General features: G+C 74.1%; 24 protein-coding genes. 12 read left to right on the forward strand and 12 right to left on the reverse strand.

Annotated features, from left to right (window positions below; genetic code table 11):
* Positions 1 to 148 precede the first annotated feature (148 nt).
* Positions 149 to 1,567, reverse strand: a complete 1,419-nt coding sequence (locus tag ACGFN2_RS16590; protein ID WP_362608526.1) for a cytochrome P450 — start codon at positions 1,565 to 1,567, stop codon at positions 149 to 151.
* A gap of 75 nt (positions 1,568 to 1,642) precedes the next feature.
* Between ACGFN2_RS16590 and ACGFN2_RS16595 the strand changes: the two genes are divergently transcribed.
* The 3 genes from ACGFN2_RS16595 (at position 1,643) to ACGFN2_RS16605 (ending at position 4,112) form a co-directional block, all read left to right on the forward strand.
* Positions 1,643 to 2,044, forward strand: coding sequence for a (2Fe-2S) ferredoxin domain-containing protein (locus tag ACGFN2_RS16595; protein WP_393360782.1), 402 nt, complete (start codon positions 1,643 to 1,645; stop codon positions 2,042 to 2,044).
* Positions 2,045 to 2,187: 143 nt separating this feature from the next.
* A complete protein-coding gene (locus ACGFN2_RS16600; RefSeq protein WP_393360784.1) occupies positions 2,188 to 2,982 on the forward strand; it encodes a response regulator transcription factor in 795 nt (264 codons plus the stop codon).
* On the forward strand, positions 2,979 to 4,112 hold the full coding sequence (locus ACGFN2_RS16605) for a sensor histidine kinase (RefSeq protein ID WP_393360786.1): 1,134 nt from the start codon (positions 2,979 to 2,981) through the stop codon (positions 4,110 to 4,112). Before ACGFN2_RS16600 ends, ACGFN2_RS16605 begins: the two co-directional genes overlap by 4 nt.
* A gap of 22 nt (positions 4,113 to 4,134) precedes the next feature.
* On the opposite strand, the gene ACGFN2_RS16610 is transcribed toward ACGFN2_RS16605, so the two are convergent.
* From ACGFN2_RS16610 to ACGFN2_RS16635, 6 genes are all read right to left on the reverse strand, one after another.
* The gene (locus ACGFN2_RS16610; RefSeq protein ID WP_393360788.1) at positions 4,135 to 5,436 is read right to left on the reverse strand and encodes an MFS transporter; all 1,302 of its coding nucleotides are present in this window, start codon (positions 5,434 to 5,436) and stop codon (positions 4,135 to 4,137) included.
* Complete coding sequence (locus tag ACGFN2_RS16615; RefSeq protein ID WP_393360916.1) at positions 5,433 to 5,996, reverse strand: helix-turn-helix domain-containing protein; 564 nt, start codon at positions 5,994 to 5,996, stop codon at positions 5,433 to 5,435. The genes ACGFN2_RS16610 and ACGFN2_RS16615 overlap by 4 nt, the downstream gene beginning before the upstream one ends.
* Positions 5,997 to 6,135: 139 nt before the next feature.
* Entirely contained in the window at positions 6,136 to 6,777 is a 642-nt protein-coding gene (locus ACGFN2_RS16620; RefSeq protein WP_362608536.1) for a cytochrome b/b6 domain-containing protein, read from the reverse strand.
* Complete coding sequence (locus tag ACGFN2_RS16625) at positions 6,761 to 7,513, reverse strand: molybdopterin-dependent oxidoreductase (RefSeq protein ID WP_393360791.1); 753 nt, start codon at positions 7,511 to 7,513, stop codon at positions 6,761 to 6,763. Before ACGFN2_RS16625 ends, ACGFN2_RS16620 begins: the two co-directional genes overlap by 17 nt.
* A 63-nt stretch (positions 7,514 to 7,576) precedes the next feature.
* The gene (locus ACGFN2_RS16630; protein WP_393360793.1) at positions 7,577 to 8,581 is read right to left on the reverse strand and encodes a hypothetical protein; all 1,005 of its coding nucleotides are present in this window, start codon (positions 8,579 to 8,581) and stop codon (positions 7,577 to 7,579) included.
* A 348-nt stretch (positions 8,582 to 8,929) separates the two neighbouring features.
* The gene (locus ACGFN2_RS16635; RefSeq protein ID WP_393360795.1) at positions 8,930 to 10,585 is read right to left on the reverse strand and encodes an FAD-binding dehydrogenase; all 1,656 of its coding nucleotides are present in this window, start codon (positions 10,583 to 10,585) and stop codon (positions 8,930 to 8,932) included.
* Between the two features lie 211 nt (positions 10,586 to 10,796).
* Between ACGFN2_RS16635 and ACGFN2_RS16640 the strand changes: the two genes are divergently transcribed.
* From ACGFN2_RS16640 to ACGFN2_RS16670, 7 genes are all read left to right on the forward strand, one after another.
* Positions 10,797 to 11,690 (forward strand): DMT family transporter, encoded by an 894-nt coding sequence (locus ACGFN2_RS16640; protein ID WP_362608540.1) that lies wholly within the window; start codon positions 10,797 to 10,799, stop codon positions 11,688 to 11,690.
* 185 nt (positions 11,691 to 11,875) lie between these two features.
* Positions 11,876 to 12,409, forward strand: a complete 534-nt coding sequence (locus ACGFN2_RS16645; protein WP_362608541.1) for an NUDIX domain-containing protein — start codon at positions 11,876 to 11,878, stop codon at positions 12,407 to 12,409.
* 43 nt (positions 12,410 to 12,452) lie between these two features.
* Positions 12,453 to 12,863: a DUF202 domain-containing protein gene (locus ACGFN2_RS16650; protein WP_362608542.1), complete on the forward strand. Its 411-nt coding sequence runs from the start codon at positions 12,453 to 12,455 to the stop codon at positions 12,861 to 12,863.
* A gap of 3 nt (positions 12,864 to 12,866) precedes the next feature.
* Entirely contained in the window at positions 12,867 to 13,229 is a 363-nt protein-coding gene (locus tag ACGFN2_RS16655) for a DUF202 domain-containing protein (protein ID WP_393360798.1), read from the forward strand.
* Positions 13,230 to 13,358: 129 nt separating this feature from the next.
* Entirely contained in the window at positions 13,359 to 14,408 is a 1,050-nt protein-coding gene (locus ACGFN2_RS16660) for an MBL fold metallo-hydrolase (RefSeq protein WP_393360800.1), read from the forward strand.
* Between the two features lie 186 nt (positions 14,409 to 14,594).
* On the forward strand, positions 14,595 to 15,683 hold the full coding sequence (locus tag ACGFN2_RS16665; protein ID WP_393360802.1) for a phosphotransferase family protein: 1,089 nt from the start codon (positions 14,595 to 14,597) through the stop codon (positions 15,681 to 15,683).
* A gap of 7 nt (positions 15,684 to 15,690) precedes the next feature.
* On the forward strand, positions 15,691 to 16,905 hold the full coding sequence (locus tag ACGFN2_RS16670) for an acyl-CoA dehydrogenase family protein (RefSeq protein WP_393360804.1): 1,215 nt from the start codon (positions 15,691 to 15,693) through the stop codon (positions 16,903 to 16,905).
* 102 nt (positions 16,906 to 17,007) lie between these two features.
* Here ACGFN2_RS16670 and ACGFN2_RS16675 read toward each other — a convergent pair whose 3' ends face one another.
* From ACGFN2_RS16675 to ACGFN2_RS16690, 4 genes are all read right to left on the reverse strand, one after another.
* Entirely contained in the window at positions 17,008 to 17,628 is a 621-nt protein-coding gene (locus ACGFN2_RS16675) for a methyltransferase (RefSeq protein WP_362608548.1), read from the reverse strand.
* A gap of 183 nt (positions 17,629 to 17,811) precedes the next feature.
* Entirely contained in the window at positions 17,812 to 18,417 is a 606-nt protein-coding gene (locus tag ACGFN2_RS16680) for a TetR/AcrR family transcriptional regulator (RefSeq protein WP_362608549.1), read from the reverse strand.
* Positions 18,418 to 18,442: 25 nt separating this feature from the next.
* Complete coding sequence (locus ACGFN2_RS16685; RefSeq protein WP_393360806.1) at positions 18,443 to 20,101, reverse strand: class I adenylate-forming enzyme family protein; 1,659 nt, start codon at positions 20,099 to 20,101, stop codon at positions 18,443 to 18,445.
* A 96-nt stretch (positions 20,102 to 20,197) separates the two neighbouring features.
* Positions 20,198 to 20,968, reverse strand: coding sequence for an SDR family oxidoreductase (locus ACGFN2_RS16690; RefSeq protein ID WP_393360808.1), 771 nt, complete (start codon positions 20,966 to 20,968; stop codon positions 20,198 to 20,200).
* Positions 20,969 to 21,137: 169 nt separating this feature from the next.
* On the opposite strand from ACGFN2_RS16690, the gene ACGFN2_RS16695 reads away from it, so the two are divergent.
* Entirely contained in the window at positions 21,138 to 22,415 is a 1,278-nt protein-coding gene (locus ACGFN2_RS16695) for an exo-beta-N-acetylmuramidase NamZ domain-containing protein (protein WP_393360810.1), read from the forward strand.
* A gap of 104 nt (positions 22,416 to 22,519) precedes the next feature.
* A complete protein-coding gene (locus tag ACGFN2_RS16700) occupies positions 22,520 to 23,851 on the forward strand; it encodes an MFS transporter (RefSeq protein ID WP_393360812.1) in 1,332 nt (443 codons plus the stop codon).
* Between the two features lie 35 nt (positions 23,852 to 23,886).
* Here the strand turns inward: ACGFN2_RS16700 and ACGFN2_RS16705 are convergent, their stop codons facing one another.
* Positions 23,887 to 24,909: a LysR family transcriptional regulator gene (locus ACGFN2_RS16705; RefSeq protein WP_362608559.1), complete on the reverse strand. Its 1,023-nt coding sequence runs from the start codon at positions 24,907 to 24,909 to the stop codon at positions 23,887 to 23,889.
* Positions 24,910 to 24,982: the final 73 nt, after the last annotated feature.

The raw sequence follows: 24,982 nt of genomic DNA on the forward strand, positions 1-24,982 counted from the left end.
CGGGCGCGGTGTCTCAGGACCTCAGACGAGCAACGGCCTTCTCCGATCGGCGGCAACAGGAACGGCACTGACGGTACGGGGGACGCCACCGAAAAGCAAACGCATTTTTTGTTGCGTTTACCTTTCCTCCGGGCGGCGTCCCGAGCCGCTACTCCCCCGCCCCGGCGCGCGGCCGCAGGCGCACCCGCGCCGGGCCGGTCGCCTGGAGGGTGATACCGGCAGAGACCGGCACCTCCTCGTCCACGGCGTCGAGTTCGTACGCGCGCAGCAGCACAGCCAGCGCCAGCACGGACTCCAGCATCGAGAAGTGCCGGCCGATACAGGCACGCGGCCCGCCGCCGAACGGGAACCAGGCGTAGCGGTGCCGCTCCGCCTCCCGCTCCGGTGCGAAGCGCCCCGGGTCGAAGCGCTCCGGGTCCGCCCACAGGTCCGGGTCGCGGTGGGTGACCCAGGGCGCGACGACCACATCGGCACCGGCCGGGATGCGGTATCCGCCGATCTCGGTGGCGGCCACGGCCCGGCGGCTGATGACCGGCGCCGCCGGATAGAGCCGCATGGACTCCTTGAGCGTCTGCGTCAGATACGGCAGGCGGTCCAAGTCGGCGGCCGTGGGTGGGCGGTGGCCCAGTACCCGGTCGATCTCCGCACGGACCCGGGCCTGTTCCCCGGGGTGGCGGGCGAGGAGGTGCAGGGTGAAGGCGAGCGAGGTCGCGGTGGTCTCGTGCCCGGCCAGCAGGAAGATCAGCACCTGTTCGCGGACCTCGGTCGCGTCCAGGGAGCCGTCCTCGGCGTTGCCGGCCGCGGCGAGCAGCGAGAGCAGGTCCCCGCCGTCGCCGTCCGTGCCCCCGGCGGTGGCGCGCGCGGCCCGCCGGTCCGCCACGATGCGGTCGCACAGCGCGTTCAGCTCGTCGGTGGCGGCCCGCGCCCGCAGGTTCCCCGGGGTGGGCCACTCGCGCGGGATCTTCACGGGGACGTAAGCCCGCCGTACGACATAGGCGTTGATGACCGGGGCGCAGCGGTGGACGGCGTCCACCGCCGCCTCGGCGTCCAGGCCGAAGAGGATGCGGGAGACGGTGCGCAGCGCCAGCCGGTTCATCTCGGGGACCAGGTCCACGGTGGCGTCCGCGGTGCGCCAGCGGTCGGCGAGGGCGGCGGCCTCGGTGGTCACCGCCGAGGCGTAGCCGTCGACCCGGCGCGTGGTGAACAGCGGCTGCACCAGTCGCCGCTGTCTGCGGTAGTCGGCGTCCTGGCTGGTCAGCAGGCCGTTGCCGAAGGCCTGCCGGACCTCCTCGTAGAGCGGGTGGTCCTTGCGGAAGTTCGCGGCCTGGGAGGCCAGGATCTGCTGTACGCCCTCGGGTGCGAACACCGCGTGGAAGACGCTGCGCAGGCCGGGCGGCCCGGCTTCCAGACGGACCACGTCACCGTGCGCGCGCCGGGCGGCTAAGAACGTGCCGAGGGAGTCGCGCCGGAGGTCGAGCATCGAGCCGAGCACGGGGAGTCCGGCCGGGCCGGGGATCGTGCGCCGCGGCGAGGAGCCGGGCCGGGGGTGGGATTCGGTCAGGTGCATGCCGGATGTCTATCCCTGCCGGCCGGGTTTCTATCCCGGCGCCGGACGCCACAACGGCCCACGTAGCATGACGCGGTGATCAAAAAGCCTGCCGGACCGACCGCCGCCACGGCCCCGTGCCGGGTCACCGTGTGCCGTGGCTGCTGCTGCGGCGACGCGGCCAAGATCCCGGGCGTCGACCACGCCGGGCAGATACCCCGCCTGCGCGCGGCACTCGACGGGGCGGCGCCGGTGCGCGCCTCGGAGTGCCTGGACGTCTGCGACCAGGCCAATGTGGTCGTGGTCCAGCCGTCACCCGCGGGGCGGGCGGCCGGCGGGCGGCCCGTCTGGCTGGGGCTGGTCAACGACGACGAGGCGCTGGCGGACATCGCCGCCTGGATTCGGGCCGGCGGTCCCGGCCTCGCGGAGCCGCCGGGTGTCCTCGACCTGTACGCGATCAAGGTGTCGCGGCGGGTGCGGGAAGGGCTGGAGAGCTGAGGCAGCGGGCCGCGGCCGCGTCCGTCCCGGGTGGCGCCGCCGGTTACCGGATTCTTACGGACCCGGGACGGACGGGCCCCGCCCGTCCCCGGTGGTGTTGGCTGGGGCCATGACGCACCTCCCCGGAAGGGCACACTGACCCCGTGCACCCCGCCACACCGCCCTCCGCGCCGCCGCCCGTCCCCGCCCACGGGCCGCCGCGCCGTGTCCTGGTGGTCGAGGACGATCCGACCGTCGCCGAGGTCGTCACCGGCTATCTCTCCCGCGCCGGCTACACCACGGCACACGCCGCCGACGGCTTCGCCGCCCTCGACCGGGCCGCGGAGTTCCGTCCGCATCTCGTCGTGCTGGATCTGATGCTGCCGGGCATCGACGGCCTGGAGGTGTGCCGCCGGCTGCGGCGCGGCGACGGGCCCGCGGTGCCGGTGGTGATGCTGACGGCGCGCGGCGAGGAGGCGGACCGCATCCTCGGCCTGGAGCTGGGCGCGGACGACTATGTGACCAAGCCGTTCAGCCCGCGCGAGCTGGTGCTGCGGATCGGCTCGGTGCTGCGCCGCGCGGAGGCCTCGCCGCCGCCCGCGGCACCCGCCGCCGTGCTGCGGGCCGGGGACCTGTGCGCCGACCCCGGCGGCCGGCGGGCCGACCGGGCCGGGCGGGCGCTCTCCCTCACCGCCCGCGAGTTCGACCTGCTGGTCTTCCTGATGCGCCATCCGGGCCGGGTCTTCTCCCGGGAGGAGCTGCTGCACCAGGTCTGGGGCTGGGAGTTCGGCGATCTGTCGACGGTGACCGTCCATGTGCGGCGGCTGCGCGAGAAGATCGAGGCCGATCCGGCCGCGCCCCGGCTGGTGCGGACGGTGTGGGGCGCCGGCTACCGCTTCGACCCGGCGGCCGACGAGCCGCCGGAGGACGGACCCCTGACGGGAGGCGGACTGCCGTGACGGACTTCCTGGTGATCGTGGCGCTGGCGGCGCTCGGCGCGGCGCTGGCGGGGCTGCTCGCCGCGCCCGCGGTACGGGCGCTGCGGCGCCGCTCGGTGGTGCTGTCGCTGTTCGCGGTGGCGGCGCTGGCGGTGGCCGCGATGGCGGCGGGGACGGTGGCGGTCGCCCAGGCGATGTTCCTGTCCGGGCACGACCTGGGCGTGGTGATGGCCGTGGTGGCCGTCTCCGGGGTGGTGTCGCTGGCGGCGGCGCTGCTCTTCGGGCGGCGGATCGCGGCGGGCAGCCGGGAGCTGGCGCGCTCGGCCCGTACGGTCGGCAGCGAGGGCGGCTTCGTGGCGCCCGCCGAGCCCCCGACGGCCGAACTCGCCGCGCTGTCACGGGCGTTGGAGGAGACCAGCGGACGGCTCGCCGAGGCACGGGAGCGGGAACGGGCGCTGGACGCCTCCCGGCGCGAGCTGATCGCCGGGATCTCGCACGATCTGCGCACCCCGCTCGCCGGGCTGCGGGCGATGGCCGAGGCGCTGGAGGACGGGGTCGCCGAGGACACCGCGCGCTATCACGCCCGGATGCGCATCGAGGTGGACCGGCTGGCCGCGATGGTCGACGACCTCTTCGAACTGTCCCGTATCCAGGCCGGGGCGCTGGCCCTGACGCTGTCGCGGGTGTCGGTGTACGACCTGGTGGACGAGGCCCTGGCCGGGGCCGGGCCGCTGGCGCGGGCGGGCGGGGTGCGCCTGGTGGACGGCGGGGTGGTGCCGCTGCCGGTACGCGTCGACGCCCAGCAGATCACCCGCGTACTGGGCAATCTGCTGGTCAACGCGATCCGTGCGACGCCCGCCGATGGCACCGTCGCGGTCAGCGCCCGCCACGAGGAGGGCAGGGTGGTGCTCGCGGTCGAGGACGGCTGCGGCGGCATCCCGCCGGAGGATCTGCCGCGGGTCTTCGACACCGGCTGGCGCGGCGGTGCGGCCCGCACCCCGCGGGCGGACGGCCAGGGCGGCGCCGGGCTGGGCCTGGCGATCGTCCGCGGCATCGTGGCGGCCCACGAGGGCCGGGCGACGGTACGGAACACCGGGGCGGGCTGCCGCTTCGAGGTCGAACTGCCGGCGGCGGAGCCACCGGCGGCCTGACCGTACGGGCACCCGCTGCGCCTCAGCGGCGGGCCGGCGCCCGGCCGCGCTCCGCAGCCCCCGGGCCGGGCTCGCCGTGTTCCTCCTCCGCCGGGCGCACCGGCAGGTCCCGGACCGTCCGGACCGGCGAGAACAGCAGGATCAGGGCGGCCAGCGGCACCCCGGCGGTCAGTATCCACAGCGCGGTGCGGACGCCGAGGGCGGAGCCGAGCGCCCCGCCGAGCAGCGCGCCCAGCGGCAGGGTGCCGTAGTTGAGGAACGCGCTGCTGGCGACCAGCCGGCCGAGCAGCGCCGGCGGGCAGTAGCTCTGCTGGAAGCTCGCCTTGAGGATGTTGCCGGCGACCACTCCCGCGGAGACGCCGAAGCTGCCCGCCACGTAGAGCAGCGTCCCCGCGCCCGGGGAGGTGAGCGGGATGAGCAGCGCCGCGCTGGGGACGCCGAGTTCGCACAGGAGCATGGTGCGGGCGGTGCCGAGCCGGGCGGCGATGCGGCGCACCACGAACGCACCGGCGATGCCGCCCGTACTGGCCAGCGCCAGCAGCCCGCCGACCGCGCCGGGCGGCAGTCCGACCTCCCGGACCAGGAAGACCGCCGTGAGGGACTGGTACCCCATCAGCGCGAGGTTGGAGGCGGCGCCGAAGAGCGTCAGCGTACGGAACCACCGGTCACCGGCGACCAGCCGCACACCCTCGGCGATCTCGCCGGTCAGCGACCGCGGTGCGCCCTCCCGGGCGGCCGGGCGGGGTTCGCGGTGCCGGATGCCGAGCAGGCACAGCAGCGCGACGAGGAAGGTGGCGGCATGGGCGAACAGCCCGTTGACGGCGCCCGCGAGGTGGGTGAGGAGGCCGCCCGTGCCCTGTCCGGCGATCTGGGCCGCGGAGGCGCTGCCGTGCAGCAGGGCGTTGCCCTCGGCCTGGTCGTCCGGGGCGAGCAGGGTCGGGAGGTAGGCGCTGTACGCGGTCTGGAAGAGCACCGCGGCGGCGCCGGTCAGCAGGGCCACGGCGCCCAGCAGACCGAGGGTGAGCCCGCCGGACCGGGCCAGGAGCGGTACGGCGGCGAAGAGCAGCACCGACAGGGCGGCGGCGGCCAGCATCAGCGGACGGCGGCGCACCCGGTCCACCCACACCCCGACCGGGAGGCCGATCAGCAGCCAGGGCAGCCAGCCGCAGGCGCCGATCAGCCCGACCGCGAAGGTGCCGGCGTGCAGGGTGGACACCGCCACCAGCGGCATCGCCACCGTGCTGACCGCGGCCCCGAACTTCCCCGCCGTCTCCCCGCACCACAGCAGCCGGAAGTCGCGGTGCCGGCGCAGGAGTCCGCTCACCGCTCGTCCCGTTCCCGGCGGGGGAAGGACTGCAGCTGGACCATCACGGGCCGGGCCGTCTCCGCGTCGGGCGCCGCCCCGCCCCCGGCCGCCGCCCGGTGCCGGACCACCACCGCCTCCAACTCCGCGTTCAGAGCAGCCAGCTGGTCCGGTGTCAGGCGGAGGTCCTGCCAGCGGGAGAGGGTCCCGGCGTCGCGCCACTCCGGGCTCCAGTCCTCGGCGAGGTAGGTGGTGACCTGGCCGAAGTCCCGGTGGACGGTCTCGTGCAGGTAGACCGCCAGGGCGCCCCGGCTGTCGGGGTCGTCACGGAAGTCGTTGGTGTCGAGGCGGTGGGCCACCCGCACCGCCCGCCACCAGCGTTCGCGCCGGGTGCCGCGGCCGGTCTCCTCCTCGATGAAGCCGTGGTCGGCGAGGTGGCGCAGATGCCAGCTGACCGTGCCGGTGTTCTCACCGAGGCGCCGCCCGAGTCCGGTGGCGGTGTCCGCGCCGTCGAGGGCCAGCAGGTCCAGGATGCGCATCCGCAGGGGGTGGGCCAGCCCACGCAGACTGCGGGCGTCCATACGGCGCACGGGCGGGGCGGCGGACGCCGGCTGCGGGTGGTCCGGCTCAGGGGCTTCGCTCATGAGCCGACAGCCTAGAGTTGCAGAGACTCCTCTGCATAGAGTTCTCTGCACAGAAGTCTCTGCAACAGGGGCTTCCCTAGGGGGTGTTGTTCTCGTGCTCCCACAACGGATGCTCGCGCCGGGCCCATTGCGCGTCGACCGACCCGGTGCGCAGCCCGCGGCGGGACTCGGGGTCGCCGAAGGCCTTCCCGACATGCCCGGCGATCACCAGGACCACGGCGAGCGCGAGCCAGTCGTGGACGAAGGTGGCGCCGGTGCGCCAGGCCAGCGGGGCGAGGCCGTGGAACCACATCAGCAGTCCGGTGCCGAGCATCACCAGCACCGCACCGGCGATCCAGGCGGCGTAGAGCTTCTGCCCGGCGTTGAACTTCCCGGCCGGCCGCGCGCCCCGGCGGCGGAGCGCGGCCCGCAGCCACCGGCGGTCGTGCGGGCCGTAGCGGTTGAGGCGGGTGAGGTCGGCGCGCAGCGCGCGGGAGCCGAGGCCCAGCAGCACGGGGACGGGCAGCAGGAGGCCGGACCACTCGTGGACGGTGACCACCAGGGCGCGGCGGCCGACGAGTTCGGCCAGGAAGGGGAGGTAGAGGCAGCCCGCCGTGAGGACGCAGACGGCCATCAGGGTCGCGGTGGCCCGGTGCACCCGGTGTTCGGCCCGGGTGAAGCGCGGGACGCGGGGGCGCTCGGGCGCGGGGGCGGCGGGGCCGTCAGGTCGTGGGGGCATCGTCGCGTCCGTTCGACCGGCCGACCCAGGCGTCGACGTCATATCCGCGGTCCTCCCAGTATCCGGGCTCGACGTGATCGGTGACGGTGATCCCGGAGAGCCACTTCGCCGACTTGTAGAAGTACATGGGCGCGACATAGAGGCGCACCGGTCCGCCGTGCGCGTGGGCCAGCGGCTTGTCCTGCATCCGCAGGGCGACCAGGACGTCGTCGCGGCGGGCCTGTTCGAGGGTGAGGGACTCGCTGTAGGCGCCGTCGAAGCAGGTGAAACGGACGGCCTTGGCCTCGGGGCGTACGCCCGCGGCGTCGAGCAGGTCGGCGAGCCGGACGCCTTCGAAGGGGGTGCCGGGCACCCGCCAGCCGGTGACGCACTGGACGTCGCGCACCAGCCGGGTCTGCGGCATCCTGCGCAGGTCGGCGAGGCGGTAGCTGCCGCGGTGGCGCACCAGGCCGTCGACCGTGAGCCGGTAGCTGCCCGCGTTCTTCTCCGGTACGGAACCGGTCACCGAGTAGTAGCGGAATCCGCCGCCGCCCGGGAGCAGGCCGGACAGGCCGGTGGGGTCCTTCTGCGCGGCGGTGCCGAGGGCGCTGTCGTAGGCGCGCTGGAGGAAGGGGGCGGTGGCCACCCCGGCGGCACCGGCGGCGAGCATGCCGAGCACCACCCGGCGGCCCACGGGGGCGCCCTGCCCGTCCGCGCCGCCGCCCGCCGCGCGGTCCGGTTTCGTGTCCCTGGTCATGCCCCGATTCGAGCACCGGGCGGGCGCCGGGGCCAGCGTCCCGGCCCCGGCGTCAGACTTTCGTCACCGATGACCGCGGGGGCACGGTGCGGTGGTGTCCCCGGCCCGGCGGAGGGCGGTGGCCTGTGCGGCCCGGAACGCGCCGTCGGCGTCCCGGCCCGCGTACGACCACGGCGCACGGGTGGGGTGCGGGCCGATGCGCTGGAAGAGCGCGGCGGCCTCGGCCATCCACCCTTCCTGGAACGTGGCGTGGGCGAGGAAGTTGAGATCGACCTTGCCGCGGGGGTGCTCCTCGCCGCCCCATTCCAGCCACCAGTCGTAGGCGTCCCGCAGAATCCGGTGCGCGCGCGGGGTGGACCAGTGGCCGCGGTCCGGCCGTCCGCGGCGCGCCGGGGCGGCTGCGGCCAGTACCCGGTAGCGCTCGGTGTGCGCCACGACGGGGAGGAGGGCGAGCGGCGAGTCGGCGGGGGCGCGCGCCGCGGCCCGGGCCGCGAACGCGTGGGCCGGGTGCCGCGGGTCGTCGCGGGTGCCCGGCTGCTCCTCGGCCAGCGCGGCCGCCATGAGGTGGTGTGCGTGGTGGTGGTCGCGGTGCCGGGCGCGGATCTGCCGGAAGGCGTGCTCCCGGTCGGCCGGGGTGCCGGTGCGGCGGGCGAGGATCAGCGCGCCGAGCCACGGGGTGGGGTCCTCGGGCAGCATCCGGGCGGCGGTGGCGCAGGCCTCCGCGGCCGCCCCGGTGCCGGCCTCGCCGTGCAGGGCGAGCCGGACGGTGGCGAGGGCCAGGAGGGTCGCGGCGTCGCCGCTGTCCGGTTCGGCGAGCCGCCAGTCGCCGGCCCAGGCGGCGCCGCCGGGCGAGGTGGCCAGCACGGTTAACCGGTGTCCGCGCAGGTCCCAGTCCTCACCGGTCTCGGCGAGCAGGCTGCGCACCCGGGCCCATTGGCCGAGCGCCAGGGCGTCGGCGGCGATGGCCAGTTGGGCGTCGTCCAGGGCCGGGGCGAGGACCGGGCCGGCCGGACGGCGGGGGCGTCTGAGCGGCGGCGGTGGCGTGGGCGATGGGGAAATCGAAATCACGGGTCAGGGGCTCCATGACGCGCCGCACCGGCCAGACCGACCCCCTGAGTCGTCCTCAGTGGGGTGGACCGGATCGCACGCGCCTCTACAGAGGGTGATGGCTTGGTCCGCACCAGTCATCACGCAAAGCAAAGCGCTACGTAGAGCTCCGCGTCAAGACGGGAAGGGGAATGGCTGAATCCGCCAACCCCCCTTCCGTATCACGGAATTGAGCGAACAGCCAACGGAACCCGGCGGCACCGCACCCCGTCCGCGCCCCTCGCACCCCCGCACCCCCGCACCCCCGCACCGCCTCCCCGCCACCGGCCGCCGTCCCGCACCTGCCCCGTCCCCCGTGCCGCCGCCCCGTCAGGACACCGCACGGGCCGCCGCCCGCCCCGCCGTACGCCCGGAGAAGAGGCAGCCGCCGAGGAAGGTGCCCTCCAGCGAGCGGTAGCCGTGCACCCCGCCACCGCCGAACCCGGCCGCCTCGCCCGCCGCGTACACGCCCGGCAGAGGCTCCCCGCCGTCGGCCAGCACCCGCGAGGAGAGGTCGGTCTCCAGGCCGCCGAGCGTCTTGCGGGTGAGGATGTTCAGCCGTACGGCGATCAGCGGGCCCGCCTTGGGGTCGAGAATCCGGTGCGGCGCCGCGGTGCGGATCAGCCGGTCGCCCAGGTACTTGCGCGCCCCGCGGATCGCCGTCACCTGGAGGTCCTTGGTGAAGGGGTGGGCGATCTCGCGGTCACGGGCGACGATCTCGCCGCGCAGCGCGTCCTCCGCGATCAGCGGCTCGCCGGTCAGCTCGTTCATCCGCCGCACCAGGTCGGTCAGCGACCGCTCGACGACGAAGTCCGCGCCGTGGTCCATGAACGCCCGCACCGGGCCCGGCGCCCCGGCCCTGGCCCGGCCCAGCACGTCCCGGATGCTCTTGCCGGTCAGATCCGGGTTCTGCTCGGAGCCGGAGAGGGTGAACTCCTTCTCGATGATCTTCTGGGTGAGCACGAACCAGGTGTGGTCGTGGCCGGTGCGCATGATGTGTTCGAGCGTGCCGAGGGTGTCGAAGCCGGGGAACAGCGGCACCGGCAGCCGCTTGCCGCGGGCGTCCAGCCACAGCGGCGACGGGCCGGACAGAATCCGGATGCCGTGCTGCGGCCAGATCGGGTTCCAGTTGTCGATGCCCTCGGTGTAGTGCCACATCCGGTCACGGTTGATGATCCGGCCGCCGGCCGCCTCGGCGATGCCCAGCATCCTGCCGTCCACATGCGCGGGGACCCCGGACAGCATCCGCCGCGGCGGGGTGCCGAGCCGCTCGGGCCAGTTGGCGCGCACCAGCTCGTGATTGCCGCCGATACCGCCCGAGGTGACGATCACGGCCTGGGCCCTGAGCTCGAAGGCGCCGGCCACCTCACGGCTGCTGGGCCGGCCGCGCTCGGCGTCCGAGGGCTCCAGGACCTCGCCGCTGACGGTGTCCACGCTCCCCGCGCTGCGCGACAGCCCGGTCACCCGGTGGCGGAACCGCAGCTCCACCAGGCCGCGGGCGGCCCCGGCCCGCACCCGGCGCTCGAACGGCGCGACCAGACCGGGCCCGGTGCCCCAGGTGATGTGGAAGCGGGGCACGGAGTTGCCGTGCCCGGTCGCGTCGTAGCCGCCGCGCTCGGCCCAGCCGACCACGGGGAACAGCCGTACGCCCTGCCGGTGCAGCCAGGCGCGCTTCTCCCCGGCGGCGAAGTCGACATAGGCCTCGGCCCACTTGCGCGGCCAGTGGTCCTCGGGCCGGTCGAAGCCGGCCGTGCCCAGCCAGTCCTGCCAGGCCAGCGCGTGGCTGTCGCGGATGCGCAGGCGGCGCTGCTCGGGGGAGTCCACCAGGAAGAGACCGCCGAAGGACCAGTGGGCCTGTCCGCCGAGGGACTGCTCGGGCTCCTGGTCGAGCAGGATCACCTTGCGTCCCGCGTCCACCAGTTCCGCGGTGGCCGCCAGCCCCGCGAGCCCGGCTCCGATCACGATCACATCAGCGTCGTACGCCATCTCTGCTTCTCCTCAACGGGGCACGCCCGGCGCCCCCGGCCGCGGTGGGTGGAACGATCCTCAGCGCACCCGACTGCCGCGTCAACCATGGGTTACCGGGTGGTACACCGAGGCACGCGGGACAATGGTGGGTGACCAGGGCCACGCCACGCCCGACGCCGGATGACTATCCTCTGGCGCATCCCCCACCCCGCGCGATACGAGGTGCGACGTGACGGTGATATTGCTCGCCCTTGGAGCGGCCTGCTGTCTGGGACTCGGTTTCGTGTTTCAGCAGGCCGCGGCGCAGCACGCCCCGATGAAGGACTTCCTGTCCCTGCGCCTGCTGCTCGACCTGGTGCGGATGCCGCTGTGGGTGGCCGGTATCGGGCTGATGGTGGTCGGGATGGCGCTCGGTGCGGTGGCGCTGGGGATGGGCGACATCACCCTCGTGGAGCCCTTGCTGGCGACCAATCTGCTGTTCGCGATGGCGCTGTCCCGGCGGCTGACCCGGCAGCGGCTCGGCCGGAGCGGCTGGGCCGGGCTGTGGCTGCTGGCGGGCGGCGTGACGGCCTTCATCGTGGCCGGGCAGCCGCAGGGCGGGCGCAGCAACGCCGATCCGATGTGGCAGTGGCTGATCATGGGCGTGGTGCTGGGCACCGCCCTGCTGCTGGCGGCGGTCGCCAAGCGGGAGCGGGTCCATGTGAGCCTGGAGGCCGCGCTCCTGGGCGTCGCCGCCGGGCTGATCTACGGGCTGCAGGACGCGCTGACCCGGATCAGCGGGGAGCGCTTCGGGAACGGCGGCTGGTCGGCCCTGCTCACCAGCTGGCAGCCGTACGCCATCGTCGTGCTCGGGGTGCTGGCGCTGGTGCTGGTGCAGAGCGCCTTCGAGTCGGCGCCGCTGCGGCTGTCGCTGCCGGCGCTGACCGCCGCCCAGCCGCTGGCCGGCATCCTCTGCGGGGTGGGGTTCCTGGGCGACCAGCTGCGGGTGACGCCGGCCGCGCTGGCCTGGGAGGTGGCGGGCATCGTGGCGGTCGTCGCGGGCATCGTGCTGATCGGCAGCCATCCGGCGATGCCCCCGGGCGCCGGACAGCGGGAGAACGCCCGGGAGATGCAGCCGCGCTGAGGCGCCCCGCCGCACGGCGCCCGGCCCGGCGCGGTGTCCCGCGCCGCGGTGCCGCCGCTCCCCCGTACGGCCCCGCGGCCCCTCCCCCGTCCGGGCCCACCTCGTGTCCCGCCCCCGCGGCCGGATTCGCCGGCCGGCCCCGCCCCGGCGGGTGCGCCCCCGGTCCCCGGTGATTGCATGGCTCCATGACCGATCAGCAACCGCTCAACGCGGACGAGATCCTCGACGTCGTCGATGAGAACGATCAGGTCGTGGGGCAGGCCCCACGCGGCGAGACCTACGCCCGCCGGATGCGCACCCGCGCCGCCTTCGTCCTGGTCCGCGACGCCGAGGACCGGATCTTCGTGCACCGCCGTACACCCCAGAAGCTCGTCTTCCCCGGGCACTACGACATGTTCGTGGGTGGTGTGGTCGGCGCCGGCGAGAGCTATGACCGGGCGGCGCTGCGCGAGGCCGAGGAGGAGCTGGGGGTGCAGGGGCTGGCGCCGCCCGAGCCGCTGTTCAAGTTCCTCTACGAGACGGCCGAGCACACCTGGTGGTCCGCGGTCTACCAGGTGCGCTGCACCCTGCCGGTCGCCCCGCAGGAGTCGGAGATCGACTGGTCCGCTTTCCTGCCCGAGGAGGAGCTGATCCGGCGGCTCGACGAGTGGCCGTGGACGCCGGACGGGACGGCCGCCTACCGGCAGCTGCTCGCCCGGCGGGAGGCGGGGGAGGTCTGATGCGCCCGGCACACCGGACGGGCCGGACGCCGGGCCCCCGGCCATGAGCCGCACCGGCGGGCTGCGGTCGGTCGGCGCGGCCGTACGGCTGTGGCTCTCGCCCGCGCGGATCAGCCACGAGGGGGTGACCCCCGACTACCGCTTCTCGCTGGCCAACGAGCGCACCTTCCTCGCCTGGCTGCGGACCGGGCTGGCGCTGGTCGGCGGCGGGTTCGCGGTGGACCAGTTCCTGCCCCGGCTGCACGAGGGGCTGCGGCTGACCTTCACCGTCGTGCTGCTGGTGGGCGGCGCGCTGTGCGCGCTGCGGGCGGTCAACCACTGGGTGCGCTGTGAGCGCGCCATGCGGCGCGGCGAGGACCTGCCGGTCACCCGCTTCCCGAGCGCGCTGGCGCTGGGCGTCGGGCTGCTGGCGGGCGCGATGGTGGTGCTGGTGCTGCTGGGCCGGACCGGCTAGCCGATGGCGGACGGACACCCGCCGGGCGCCGGGGCGCCGCGTCCGGCCCCGGACCGGGACCCCGGGCTGCAGCCGGAGCGGACCCGGCTGGCGTGGCGGCGCACCACGCTGTCGGCCACGGTGGTGGCGGTGCTGGCCGGCCGCCAGCTGCTGCACCGCGACGCCCCGGGCCCCGTCCAGGTGGTGGCGTCGGTGCTGACGGGGCTGCTGTGGGCGGCCTTCGTGGCCGTCTCGCACCACCGGATGCGGGCGATGGCCGCCGGCCGCCCGCCGGCGCTGCCGCCGCGGACCGCGCTGCTGCTGGTCGGCTGCACCCTGACGCTGGCGCTGTGCGGTGCGGTGATCCTGGCGCGGCCGGGCCGCTGACGCCGGGGCGCGGCGCCCGGCGGGCGGGGACGGCGGTACCGTGACACGACCCCCGCGCGCACCGGACGGGCCCCGCCCCCGGTCACGGCAGCGGGAAGTGACGGGGCATCGGACGAAGGGCACACCCGCATGGACGACGCGACGGCACGGCGCACGGCGGCAGGGACCCCACCGGCGGCACGGCCCACCGGCCCCGCCGCGACCGGTGCGGACACCGCGGAACCGCCCGGCACCGGCACCCCCGAGGGCCCGCCGCCGGCTGCCGAGCCCGCCGTCCCCGAGCCCTATCTCACCGAACTCGCCGCCGGTGTCCATGCGTTCATCCAGCCGGACGGCGGCTGGTGCCTGAACAACGCGGGTTTCGTCACCGACGGGGACGCCACCCTGGTCGTGGACACCGCCGCCACCGAGCGCCGGGCCCGCCTGCTGCGCCGGAGGATCGCCGAGAGCGGCGCCCCGGCGCCCCGCACGGTGGTCAACACCCACCACCACGGCGACCACACCTACGGCAACGCCGTCTTCGCCCCCGAGGCGACGGTGATCGGGCACGCCGCCTGCCGCCGTGAACTGCTGGCCGCCGGGCATCAACTGCACGCCGTCTGGCCGGAGGTGGCGTACGGCGACATCCGCCTCACCCCGCCCGAGGTCACCTACACCGACACCCTGACCCTGCACGTCGGCGGCATCGAGGTGCGGCTGATCCATCCGGGCGTCGCGCACACCACCGGCGACACCCTGGTCTGGCTGCCCGAGGAGCGCATCGTCTTCGCCGGTGACCTGGTCTTCCACGGCGGCACCCCGTTCGTCTTCATGGGCTCGCTGACCGGCTCGCTGCGCGCCGTGCAGACGCTGCGGGAGCTGGACGCGGTCACCGTCGTCCCCGGGCACGGTCCGGTGGCCGACCCCGGGGTCTACGACGGGATCGAGCGCTATCTGCGGTTCGTGGGCGAGCTGGCGCAGGAGGGCCGGGCGGCCGGGCGCACCCCGCTGGAGACGGCACAGCGGGCCGATCTCGGCCCGTTCGCCGAGCTGGCCGAGAGCGAGCGGCTGGTGGCGAACCTGCACCGGGCGTACGCGGAGCTGGCCGGGGCCGCGCCGGGCGCCCCGCTCGACCCGCTCGCCGGTTTCGCGGACATGACGGTGCTCAACGGTGGGGTGCCGATGGCCTGCCACGCCTGAGCCGGGCCGTGGTCCCGGAGGGCGGGGCAGCCGGAGTTCCCGTACGGAGCGCACCCCGCGCGCGGTACGGCGGAGGAGACATCGCGTGACCGACGCCCCACGCTCCGGCACTGGACGCCATACCGACTAGTCGGCATGATCGGTGCCAGCGACCGATGGACCGTCCACTCCGTACGGAGGAGCACGATGAGCAAGGGCACCCCTCCCCCGCAGGACCGGGACCGGGAGGACCCTCCCGGCCTCGACCTGGCGCGATTGCGGGAGCATCTGGACCGGGAGCGGCCGGGGCTGGCCGGCGGCCCGCTGCTCGCGCGGGTGATCGAGGGCGGGCGGTCCAACCTCACCTACCGCGTCACCGACGGCACCGCCTCCTGGGTCGTCCGCCGGCCGCCGCTCGGCCATGTGCTGGCCACCGCCCACGACATGCGGCGCGAGCACCGGGTGATCAGCGCGCTGCACCGGACACCGGTCCCGGTGCCGGAGACGCTGCTGCTGTGCGAGGACGAGTCGGTCATCGGCGCACCCTTCTACGTGATGGAGCTGGTCGAGGGGACCCCGTACCGCACCGCCGCACAGCTCGCCCCGCTCGGCCCGGAGCGCACCCGCGCCGTGGTGCTGTCCCTGGTCGACACCCTCGTGGAGCTGCACGCGGTGGACCCGGAGGCGGTCGGACTCGGCGACTTCGGCCGGCCCGACGGTTTCCTGGAGCGCCAACTGCGGCGCTGGGGCAAGCAGTTGGCCGCGTCGAAGAACCGCGAGCTGCCGGGCATCGACGCCCTGCACGAGGCACTGGGCCGGGCGCTGCCCACCTCGCCCGCACCGTCCGTCGTGCACGGCGACTACCGCCTCGACAACGTCCTGATCGGTCCGTCGGGCCCCCCGGGGACGCACGGACCGCAGGAGGGCGCCGACACCCTCAAGGCCGTGCTGGACTGGGAGATGTCCACGCTCGGCGACCCGTTGACCGACCTCGGCCTGCTGGTGATGTACAGCACCGACCTGGACCTGCCGCAGTCGCCGGTGAGCACCACCAGCGGCGCCCCGGGGCATCCGGCGCCGGCCGAGCTGGTCGAGCGCTACGCCGCCCGGTCCGGCCGGGACACCTCCGCCCTCCCCTGGTACACGGCGTTCGCCTGGTTCAAGCTCGCCGTGATCCTCGAAGGCATCCACTACCGCTTCACGCTCGGCCAGACCGTCGGCGCCGGGTTCGACCGGATCGGCGAACTCGTCCCCGTCTTCATCGACCGCGGACTCACCACCCTGAAGGAAGGCTGAGGCACCCATGGACTTCGCATTCGACGCCCGCACCGAGGAACTGCGCGAGCGACTCCTGACGTTCATGGACGAGCACGTCTACCCCGCCGAGCGGACCGCCCACGAGCAGCGGGCCGCGCTCGCCTCACCGTGGGACACCCCGGCGGTCGTCGAGGAGCTGAAGGCCGAGGCGCGGCGGCAGGGTTTGTGGAACCTCTTCCTGCCCGACGCGGAGCACGGCGCCGGGCTGACCAACCTCCAGTACGCGCCGCTGGCCGAGATCACCGGCCGCAGCCCGCAGTTGGCGCCCACCGCGCTGAACTGCGCGGCGCCGGACACCGGCAACATGGAGGTGCTGGCACAGTTCGGCAGCGAGGCGCAGCAGAAGCAGTGGCTGGAGCCGCTGCTGGCGGGCGAGATCCGCTCGGCGTTCGCGATGACCGAGCCGGAGGTGGCCTCGTCGGACGCCACCAACATCGAGACGCATATCGCGCGGGACGGCGACAACTACGTCATCAACGGGCGCAAGTGGTACATCTCCGGGGCGATGAACCCGCTGTGCCAGATCTTCATCGTGATGGGCAAGACCGACCCGGACGGCCCGGACCTGCGCCGCCAGCAGTCGATGATCCTGGTGCCGCGCGACACCCCCGGTGTCGAGGTCAGGCGCGCGATGCAGGTCTACGGCTACGAGGACCATTACCACGGCGGCCACGCCGAGGTGGTCTTCCGCGACGTCCGGGTGCCGGCGAGCAACCTGATCGGCGAGGAGGGCGGCGGCTTCGGCATCGCCCAGGCCCGGCTCGGCCCAGGCCGTATCCACCACTGCATGCGGCTGATCGGGATGGCCGAGCGCGCCATCGAGCTGATGTGCCGCCGCGCGGTGGCCCGTACGGCCTTCGGCAAGCCGCTGGCCCAGCAGGGCGTGGTCCAGGAGTGGATCGCGAACGCCCGGGTGGCGGTGGAGCAGCTGCGGCTGCTGGTGCTGAAGACCGCCTGGCTGATGGACACCGTCGGCAACAAGGGCGCGCACACCGAGATCCAGGCCATCAAGATCGCCACCCCGCGCACCGTCGTGGACATCCTCGACAAGGCGGTCCAGCTGCACGGCGCGGGCGGCGTCAGCCAGGACTTCCCGCTGGCCGAGCTGTGGGCCGGGGCCCGCACGCTCCAGCTGGCGGACGGCCCGGACGAGGTGCACCAACGGTCGCTGGCGCGCCGGGAGTTGAAGCGCTACCTCTAGGCGCACACGGCGGCACACACGACAGCGGCCGGCCGGACCCGGATTCCCCGGGTTCCGGCCGGCCGCTGCCGACAGGTCTCCGTCCCCTTCGCCGGCGCGGCCTCACGCCGGGTGGGCGGGGGCGCTGACCGGTGCCAGGTGGTACACCCGGGCCGGCGGCAGATTGCCCAGCACCAGTTCCGAGCGGAAGGTGTGCCGGTCCAGTATGCGGCGCAGGGTGTTCTGCCCGTCGAGGACGTGGGCGCGCGCCGCGCGTCCGGTGAACGTGCGGCGCGCGGTCGCCCCGCCCACGTAGCCGAAGAAGGACAGCGTGCCGCCCGGCCGCAGGGCGCCGAGCAGCCGGTCGAAGATGTCCGCGGTGGTCGGGGCGTCGAAGTTGGCGAACGGCAGTCCGCAGACGATCGTGTCGTAGGTGCCGAGGTCGTGGTCCTGCACCAGGCCGGTGCGGAACTGGAGCCGCGGGTCGGCGCCGTAGGCACCGTGCAGCCGGTCGACGAAGCGCGGGTTGGCCTCGACCAGGTCGAGGGTGTCCAGCCGGCCGAGGGAGCCCGCGATGTGGCGGGTGACGGCCCCGGTGCCCGGCCCCACCTCCAGGACTGCGCGTGAGCTGCCGGGGCTGGGGATCACGTAGCGGGTGAGGGCCCTGCCGAGCCGGGGGCTGCTGGGAGCGATCGCCCCGACCTCCCGGCGCGTCCGTGCGTACTCCCGGAGAAACAGTGTCACTTCAGGCAAGGGGCACCCACATCAGTAGATAGCAGTACTATCCATACCTTAGCCACGGGCCCGGGATGAGAACAGCCCCTGATCGTGACCGCCCCTCGAGTGTCATCGTCCGGGGGCGCATGCCCACTCGTCCTGCTCGCAATCCAACAAATTTGCGGAGCCGTGGAACGGCGCGGCCCCGGCTCAGGGCCGCAGCGCCCGCAGCAGCAGATCGGCGAGGTGGTCGGCGACCTGCTGCGGACTGAGCGGCCCGTCCTCGCGGTACCAGGTGCCCAGGTGGTGCACGGAGCCGAAGTGGTAGTCCACGACCAGATCGGCGGGGATGTCGGCGGCGAACACGCCGGTGCGCTGCCCCTCCTCGACCAGGGCCCGGAACCGCTCGTGGTACCGCCGCCGCTCGGCACGCACCTGCTTGTCCTTCTCCGGTCCGAGGTGGTGCATCGAGCGGAAGAAGATCTTGGTGTCGTCGAGGTTCTCGATGGTGGTGACGACCACATCCGCCGCGGCGTCCCGCAGTCGCTGCGCCACCGGCTCGTCGGCGTCCGCGAAGTGGTCCAGCCGCTCCTGCTGGAGCCGCAGGACCCGGCCGTAGACCTCGTGCAGCAGATCGTCCTTGGAGCCGAAGTAGTGGTAGAGGGCGCCCTTGGTCACACCCGCCGCGTCGACGATCTCCTGGACGGAGGTCCGGTCATAGCCCTGCTCGGCGAAGAGCCTGGTGGCGGTGGCCAGCAGCCGCTGGGCCACCGGCTTCGCCCCGCCGTTGCCGTTGCCGTCCTTCGTGCCGGCCATCGCCCTCACCTGTCCTTCGTGCTCGTCATGCGCGGTGGCGCAGCTCCCGTCGGAGGATCTTGCCACTCGTGGTCTTGGGAAGCTCGGCCAGGATCTCCACCGCACGGGGATATTTGTACGCCGCCAGCCGTTCCTTGCAGTAGGCGGCCAGTTCGGCGGGGTCCGCCGAGGTGCCGGGCCGCAGGCTGACGTACGCCTTCACCGACTCGCCGCGGTAGGCGTCGGGCACCCCGACCACCGCCGCCTCACGCACCGCGGGGTGGCCGTAGAGCACGTCCTCGACCTCGCGGGGCCAGACCTTGAAGCCGGACGCGTTGATCATGTCCTTCTTGCGGTCGACGACATAGAGCCAGCCGTCGGTGTCCATGAAGCCGATGTCGCCGGTCCGCAGCTCGCCGCCGGGGAGCGCCTCGGCGGTGGCGTCCGGGCGGCGCCAGTAGCCCGGGACCACCTGGGGGCCGCGGACCGCGATCTCGCCCTGCTCGCCGAACGGCAGGTCCCGGCCGTCCTCGCCGATGATCCGGACGACGGTGTCGGGGCCGGGGACGCCGACGGCGAGCGTGCCGGAGACCGTGTCGACCGGCGCCTCCCGGCCCGGCGGGACGCTGGCGCAGGGGGCGGTGCACTCGGTCAGGCCGTAGCCGTTGTGGACATAGGGCCCGAAACCGGTACGGAATTTCTCGACGAGGGCGGGCGGCAGCGGCGCACCGCCCGACGACATGGTCCGGAACGACGCGAAGTGGTCGGGGGTGACCTCGGGGTGCGCCATCAGCGCCATGTAGGCGGTCGACGGGCCGACCGTGTAGGCGGGGCGGTGCTCCAGGAAGGCGTCCAGGACGACGCCCGCCTCGAAGCGGTAGGCGAGCACGAGGGTGCCCCGGTTGGCGATACAGGCCGCCAGTTCGCAGACCATGCCGGTGATGTGGAAGAGCGGGGCGAGCGCGAAGTAGGTGGCGCCGTCGGGGAGGCCCAGACCGGTGCGCTGGCGTTCGGCGTTGTAGGTGATGTTGCCGTGGGTGTTGGTGGCGCCCTTGGGGGTGCCGCTGGTGCCCGAGGTGTAGCTGATCAGCGCGAGGTCGCCGGCGGTGAACTCCGGGTCGGCGGGCGCCTCCCGTGTCCGCGCCTGACGGGCCACGGCCAGCAGGTCGTCGGCGTCCTGCTGCGGCCCGAGCCGCTCGCCGTGCAGCACCCGCCGGTCGTCGCGGGTCTGCAGATCCCCCTCATGGGCGGTGAGCACGATCCGTACGGACGGTGCCCCGGCCGCGGTGGCGCGCAGGAAGCCGTCCCAGGCGCGGTCGGCGCAGATGACCGCGGTGACCTCGGCGTCGTCCAGGATGTGCCGCATCTCGGCGGACTTGTACATGGGGTTGACGGGCACCACCACCCCGCCCGCCTTCCACACTCCGAGCAGGGCGAGCACGAAGTGCGGGGTGTTCTGCAGCATGACCGCGGCCCGGTCGCCGCGCCGGAAGCCGCGCTCGGCGAGGTGGGCGGCGATGCCGTCGGAGAGCGCGTCGGTCTCCGCGTAGGACAGCCGGCCGTCGAAGTAGGCGAGCGCCGTACGGTCGGGGACCCGGGCCACCGCGGTCCGGAAGGCGTGCAGCGCCGAGGGGGGCGGCTGCACGGGGGCGCGCTGGGCGTCGCTGAGCTGTGCCAGCCACGGCTTGTCCTGGTAGGAGGTCATCGAGGTGCGGCCCTTTCTTCCTGATCGCCCGATCATCCCTGCGGGGCAACGGCTGAGGTGCGGTGGGGTGGGCGGCAGGGGCCGCCGGCCCGGCTGCTAGGAGCGGCCCTCGGCCTGCTCCAGCTTCTGCTGGAGGTGGTTCATCCCGGTCAGCCAGCGGTCGGGTTCGGCGGCGCGCGTGGCGTAATAGCCGGCGACCTCCGGGTGCGGCAGGACCAGGAAGCGGCCCTCCGCCATGGCCGCGAAGAGCGCCTCGGCAACGTCCTCGGGCTCCACGGCGGTCGGGGTGAGCACGAGGTCCCCGGCGGTGCCGGTGGCGGCCAGCATGTCGGTGCGGACGCCCTGCGGGCAGATGGCGTGGACGTCGATACCGCGGTGCCGGTAGGTCAGCGAGAGCCACTCGGCGAAGGCGTAGGCACCGTGCTTGGTGACGCTGTACGGGGCGGCGGCGACCATGGTGAGCAGGCCGGCCGCGGACACCGTGGAGACGAAGCGGCCGCTGCCGCGCTCCAGCCACTCCGGCACCAGCTCACGGGCGGCCCGGACATGCGCCATGACATTGACGTCCCAGGCCAGCTCCCAGTCCGCCTCGGACGCCTCGGGCCCGCCGCCGGTGCCGACCCCGGCGTTGGCGCAGAAGACGTCGATGGCGCCGCCGAGCGCCTCGCGGGCGGCGGGGACGACCGTGGAGGCGTCCCCGGCGACCGCGACCGCGCCGATCTCGTCAGCGGTCCGCTTCGCCTTCGCCTCGTCCAGATCGTTGACCACGACCCGGGCGCCCTCGGCGGCGAACCGGCGGGCCAGCGCGGCGCCGATGCCCCCGCCCGCCCCGGTCACGACCACGCTCTTGTCCCGTACGGCTGCCACGCTGGATCTCCCTCGGTCGGGTCGGTTCGGCCTACGGCAGACTAACCAGTCGGTATGTCCCGGCGGAAGAGTCCTTTCCGCCTCGGCCCGCCCTGTTCCTGGATGGCCCCCGTGGGGCTAGCGTGCGCACGGCACGGACCGGTTGGTCGGCGATCACGGAGGTGGGCGGATGACTCTGTCGAGACGCGTACTGCTCGGACGGCTGGCGGCGACCGGCGCGGCCGGCGCGGCCCTGGCCTCGGGGGCCGGACCCGCGCGGGCCGCGCAACCGGACCACGGCGGCAGGCCCCGGGTACGCACCGGCTTCGACCGGCTCGCCGCCGACGGCTACCGCCTCCTGACCGGCCGGCGGGTCGGCATCGTCACCAACCCCACCGGTATCACCGCGGAGTTGCGGCACATCGTGGACGTGATGCACGCCGACGACCGGGTGCGGCTGACCGCCGTCTTCGGCCCCGAGCACGGCTTCCGGGGCACCGCGCAGGCCGGCGGCTCCGAGGGCCGCTACGACGATCCGGCGACCGGCCTGCCGGTCTACGACACCTACAACAAGAGCGGCCAGGCCCTCGCCGACATCTTCACCGCCTCCGGTGTGGACACCGTCGTCTTCGACATCCAGGACGTCGGCGCCCGCTTCTACACCTACATCTGGACGCTGTACGACTGCATGGTGGCGGCGGTCCTGGCCGGCAAGCGGTTCCTGGTCCTGGACCGGCCGAACCCGGTCACCGGCCGCGCGGCCACCGGCCCGGTGCTCGACAAGGCGTACGCCTCGTTCGTCGGCCGGGAGCCGATCGCGCAGGCGCACGGGATGACGGTCGCGGAGCTGGCGCTGCTGTTCAACGGCGAGTTCGTCCCGCAGGCCGCCGGGCGCCCGGTGGAGCTGGAGACGGTCCGGATGACCGGCTGGCGGCGCACCGACTTCCACGACGCCACCCGGCTCCCGTGGGTCCCGCCGAGCCCCAACATGCCCACCCCCGACACCGCCCTCGTCTACGCGGGCACCTGCCTCTTCGAGGGCACCAACCTCTCCGAGGGACGCGGCACCACCCGCCCCTTCGAACTGCTGGGCGCCGACGGCATCGACCGGCACTGGGCCGCCGCGGCCACCGAACTGGGCCTGCCCGGAGTGCACTTCAGGGAGGCCTACTTCGCGCCCACCTTCTCCAAGTTCCAGGGAAAGACCATCGGCGGCGTCCAGCTGCACGTCCACGACCGTGCGGCCTTCGACCCGGTGCGCACCGGCATCGGCCTCCTGGTGACCGCCAAGCGGGTCTGGCCCGGCTTCGCCTGGCGCCCGGACCACAACATCGACCGCCTGACCGGCTCGTCGACGGTACGGACGATGATCGACGCGGGCGCCGGACCGGACGAGATCGTGGCCGCCTGGCAGGAGGGTCTGCGGCACTTCCGTACGGTGCGGCGGCGGTATCTGCGGTACCTGTAAAGGGCGTTGGGCGGAGAGACACCCGGGTCTGTCCCGGTCTCAGGGAACGGGACAGGCCATCTCGCCTCTTGACTGGTCCCTGCACCTGGCCGGAAAGTGCGCTGGTGAGCAGTGACGCGACAGCAGCGCAGACGACGGCCGGGGCGCCGGCGAAGACCGACGGGACCAGCGGCGGCGAGAGCCTGCGCCGGGTGGCGGTGGCCTCGTTCATCGGGACGGCCATCGAGTTCTACGACTTCTACATCTACGGGACGGCCGCCGCGCTCGTCCTCAACCAGGCGTTCTTCCCGACGCTCGACCCCGTCAACGCCACCCTCGCGTCCTTCTCCACCTACGCGGTGGCGTTCGCCGCGCGGCCGCTCGGCTCGGTGGTCTTCGGGCACTTCGGCGACCGGGTGGGCCGCAAGTCCGTCCTGGTCGCTTCGCTGCTGCTGATGGGGTTGTCGACGGCGTGCGTCGGGCTGCTCCCCGGGTACGGCACCTGGGGTGTCTGGGCGCCGCTGCTGCTGATCGCGCTGCGCTTCCTGCAGGGCATCGGGCTGGGCGGGGAGTGGGGCGGGGCCGCGCTGCTCGCCGTCGAGCACGCACCGCGCGGGCGCCGCGGGCTCTATGCGGCGTTCCCCCAACTCGGGCCGTCCGTCGGCTTCTTCGCGGCGACCGGGGTGTTCTGGCTGCTGTCGTCCGGGCTCGACGACGCGGCGTTCCGCTCATGGGGCTGGCGGGTGCCGTTCCTGCTGTCGTTCCTGCTGGTCGGCGTCGGGCTGTTCGTCCGGCTGAAGATCAGTGAGACGCCGGTCTTCGCGAAGGTGCTGGACGCCCAGGAGGCGAGCAAGGTGCCCGCCGTCGAGGTGCTGCGCCGCCATCCACGCGAACTGCTGCTGGGCGCGGGCGGGATGGTCGTCGCGTACGGCCTCTTCTACACCGCGACCACCTACTGCCTCGCCTACGCCACCGGCACCCTCGGTGTCTCCCGCAGCACCATGCTGGGACTCTCCCTGACCGCCTGCCTCTTCCTCGCAGCCGGCACCTGGCTCGCCGCCACCCGCTCCGACGGCGCCGGACGCCGCAGGCTGATCCTGGCCGGGAGCGCGCTCGCCGCGGTGTGGGGGCTGCTGCTCTTCCCGCTGCTGGACACCGGGCAGCCGGTGCTGATCGCCCTCGGCGTCGGCGGCGCGCTGTTCTGCATGGGCGTGGTGTACGGCCCGATGGGCGCCTATCTGCCGGAGCTGTTCGGCGCCCGGGTGCGCTACTCGGGCGCCTCCCTCGCCTACAACCTGGGCGGCGTCCTGGGCGGCGCGGTCGCCCCGCTGGTCGCCACCCGGCTCCAGTCGGCGTACGGCTCGGCCTCGGTGGGCTGGTACGTCAGCGCGATGGCGGTCGTCTCGCTGCTGTGCGTGCTGGCCCTGCCCGAGACCCGGGAACGGGACCTGGCCTGAGGCGCCCCGGGCGCCCGGCCCGGGGCGCCCCGCCGTCACGAACTCAGCCACCACCGCCCGCTCTCCCGGGACAGCGCGTCCCACAGGAGGTTGAGGGGGTGGCCGGGGGCGTAGGAGTCCCGTTCGCCGCGGCGGGTGAAGACGCCGACCAGCACCTCGGTCCGCGGGCCCACCTCGCCGACGAGTTCCAGGGTGCGCAGCCCGCCGGCCTCCGGGAGCCGGCCGTCCGCGGCCGCCTCCCCGATGCCCCGGGTGACCAGCATCGCCCCGCTCACCACCCCGGACCGCAGCAGCTCGAAGCCGTAGTGCGCGGCCTCGATCTCGGCCGCGACGGAGAGCCGCTGCCGGTAGTCGGCGCCGTACCAGGAGGTCAGGAAACGGCCGATCAGGCCGCGCGGGGAGATGACCAGCGGCAGCCGGGCCAGCTCGCGGGCGTCGAACGAGGTGCCGGGGAGCCGCTCCGGCGGCAGGTTCGTCAGCAGGGAGAGCCCGCTGCGCCGCCATTCCATGACCTCGTACGGCGCCAGCAGTTCCGCCTCGTCGGCCTCGGTGACCACGACGCTGCCGCAGACCAGGTCGAGTTCCTTGGAGCGCAGCTTGGTGAAGAGGTCGCCGGTGCGGACATGGGTGACCTTCAGGTCGACGTCGTCGCGCTCGTAGTCCTGGGTGACCCGCTCCACCGCGTCCAGCAGGAACCCGAGGGTGTAGCGGGTGGTGCCGACGGAGAGCGTCCGGCCGAGCCGGCGGCGGGCGTCGTGCACCCCGTCCGTCCACTCGCCCAGCGTGCGGCGGGCCAGGTCGACCATCGCCTCCCCGGTCGCGGTGAACAGGGCGTCCCTGCCGCGCCCCTGCTTGAGGACCAGCTCCTCGCCGCACAGCGCGGCGAAGGTGCGGTTCATGGTGTCCAGCTGCTTCTGCACGCTGGACTGTTCGCGGCCCAGCCGGCGCGCGGCACCCAGCGCGGTGCCCGCCTCGTGGACGACGATCAGTGTGCGCAGCTGGTCCATGGTGGTATCCAGCAGCTCCGTCGGGTACTGCTGTGGACCTAACAAGGCCATGCCTCGTCTTCCCATCCCCTGGAGTACAGAACCCTGCAGCATATCCCGCGGGGTCATCCGGCCCCGAGGGCAG

It is taken from the genome of Streptomyces sp. NPDC048612, from assembly GCF_043199295.1.
In the GTDB taxonomy this organism is placed as follows: Bacteria; Actinomycetota; Actinomycetes; order Streptomycetales; family Streptomycetaceae; genus Streptomyces.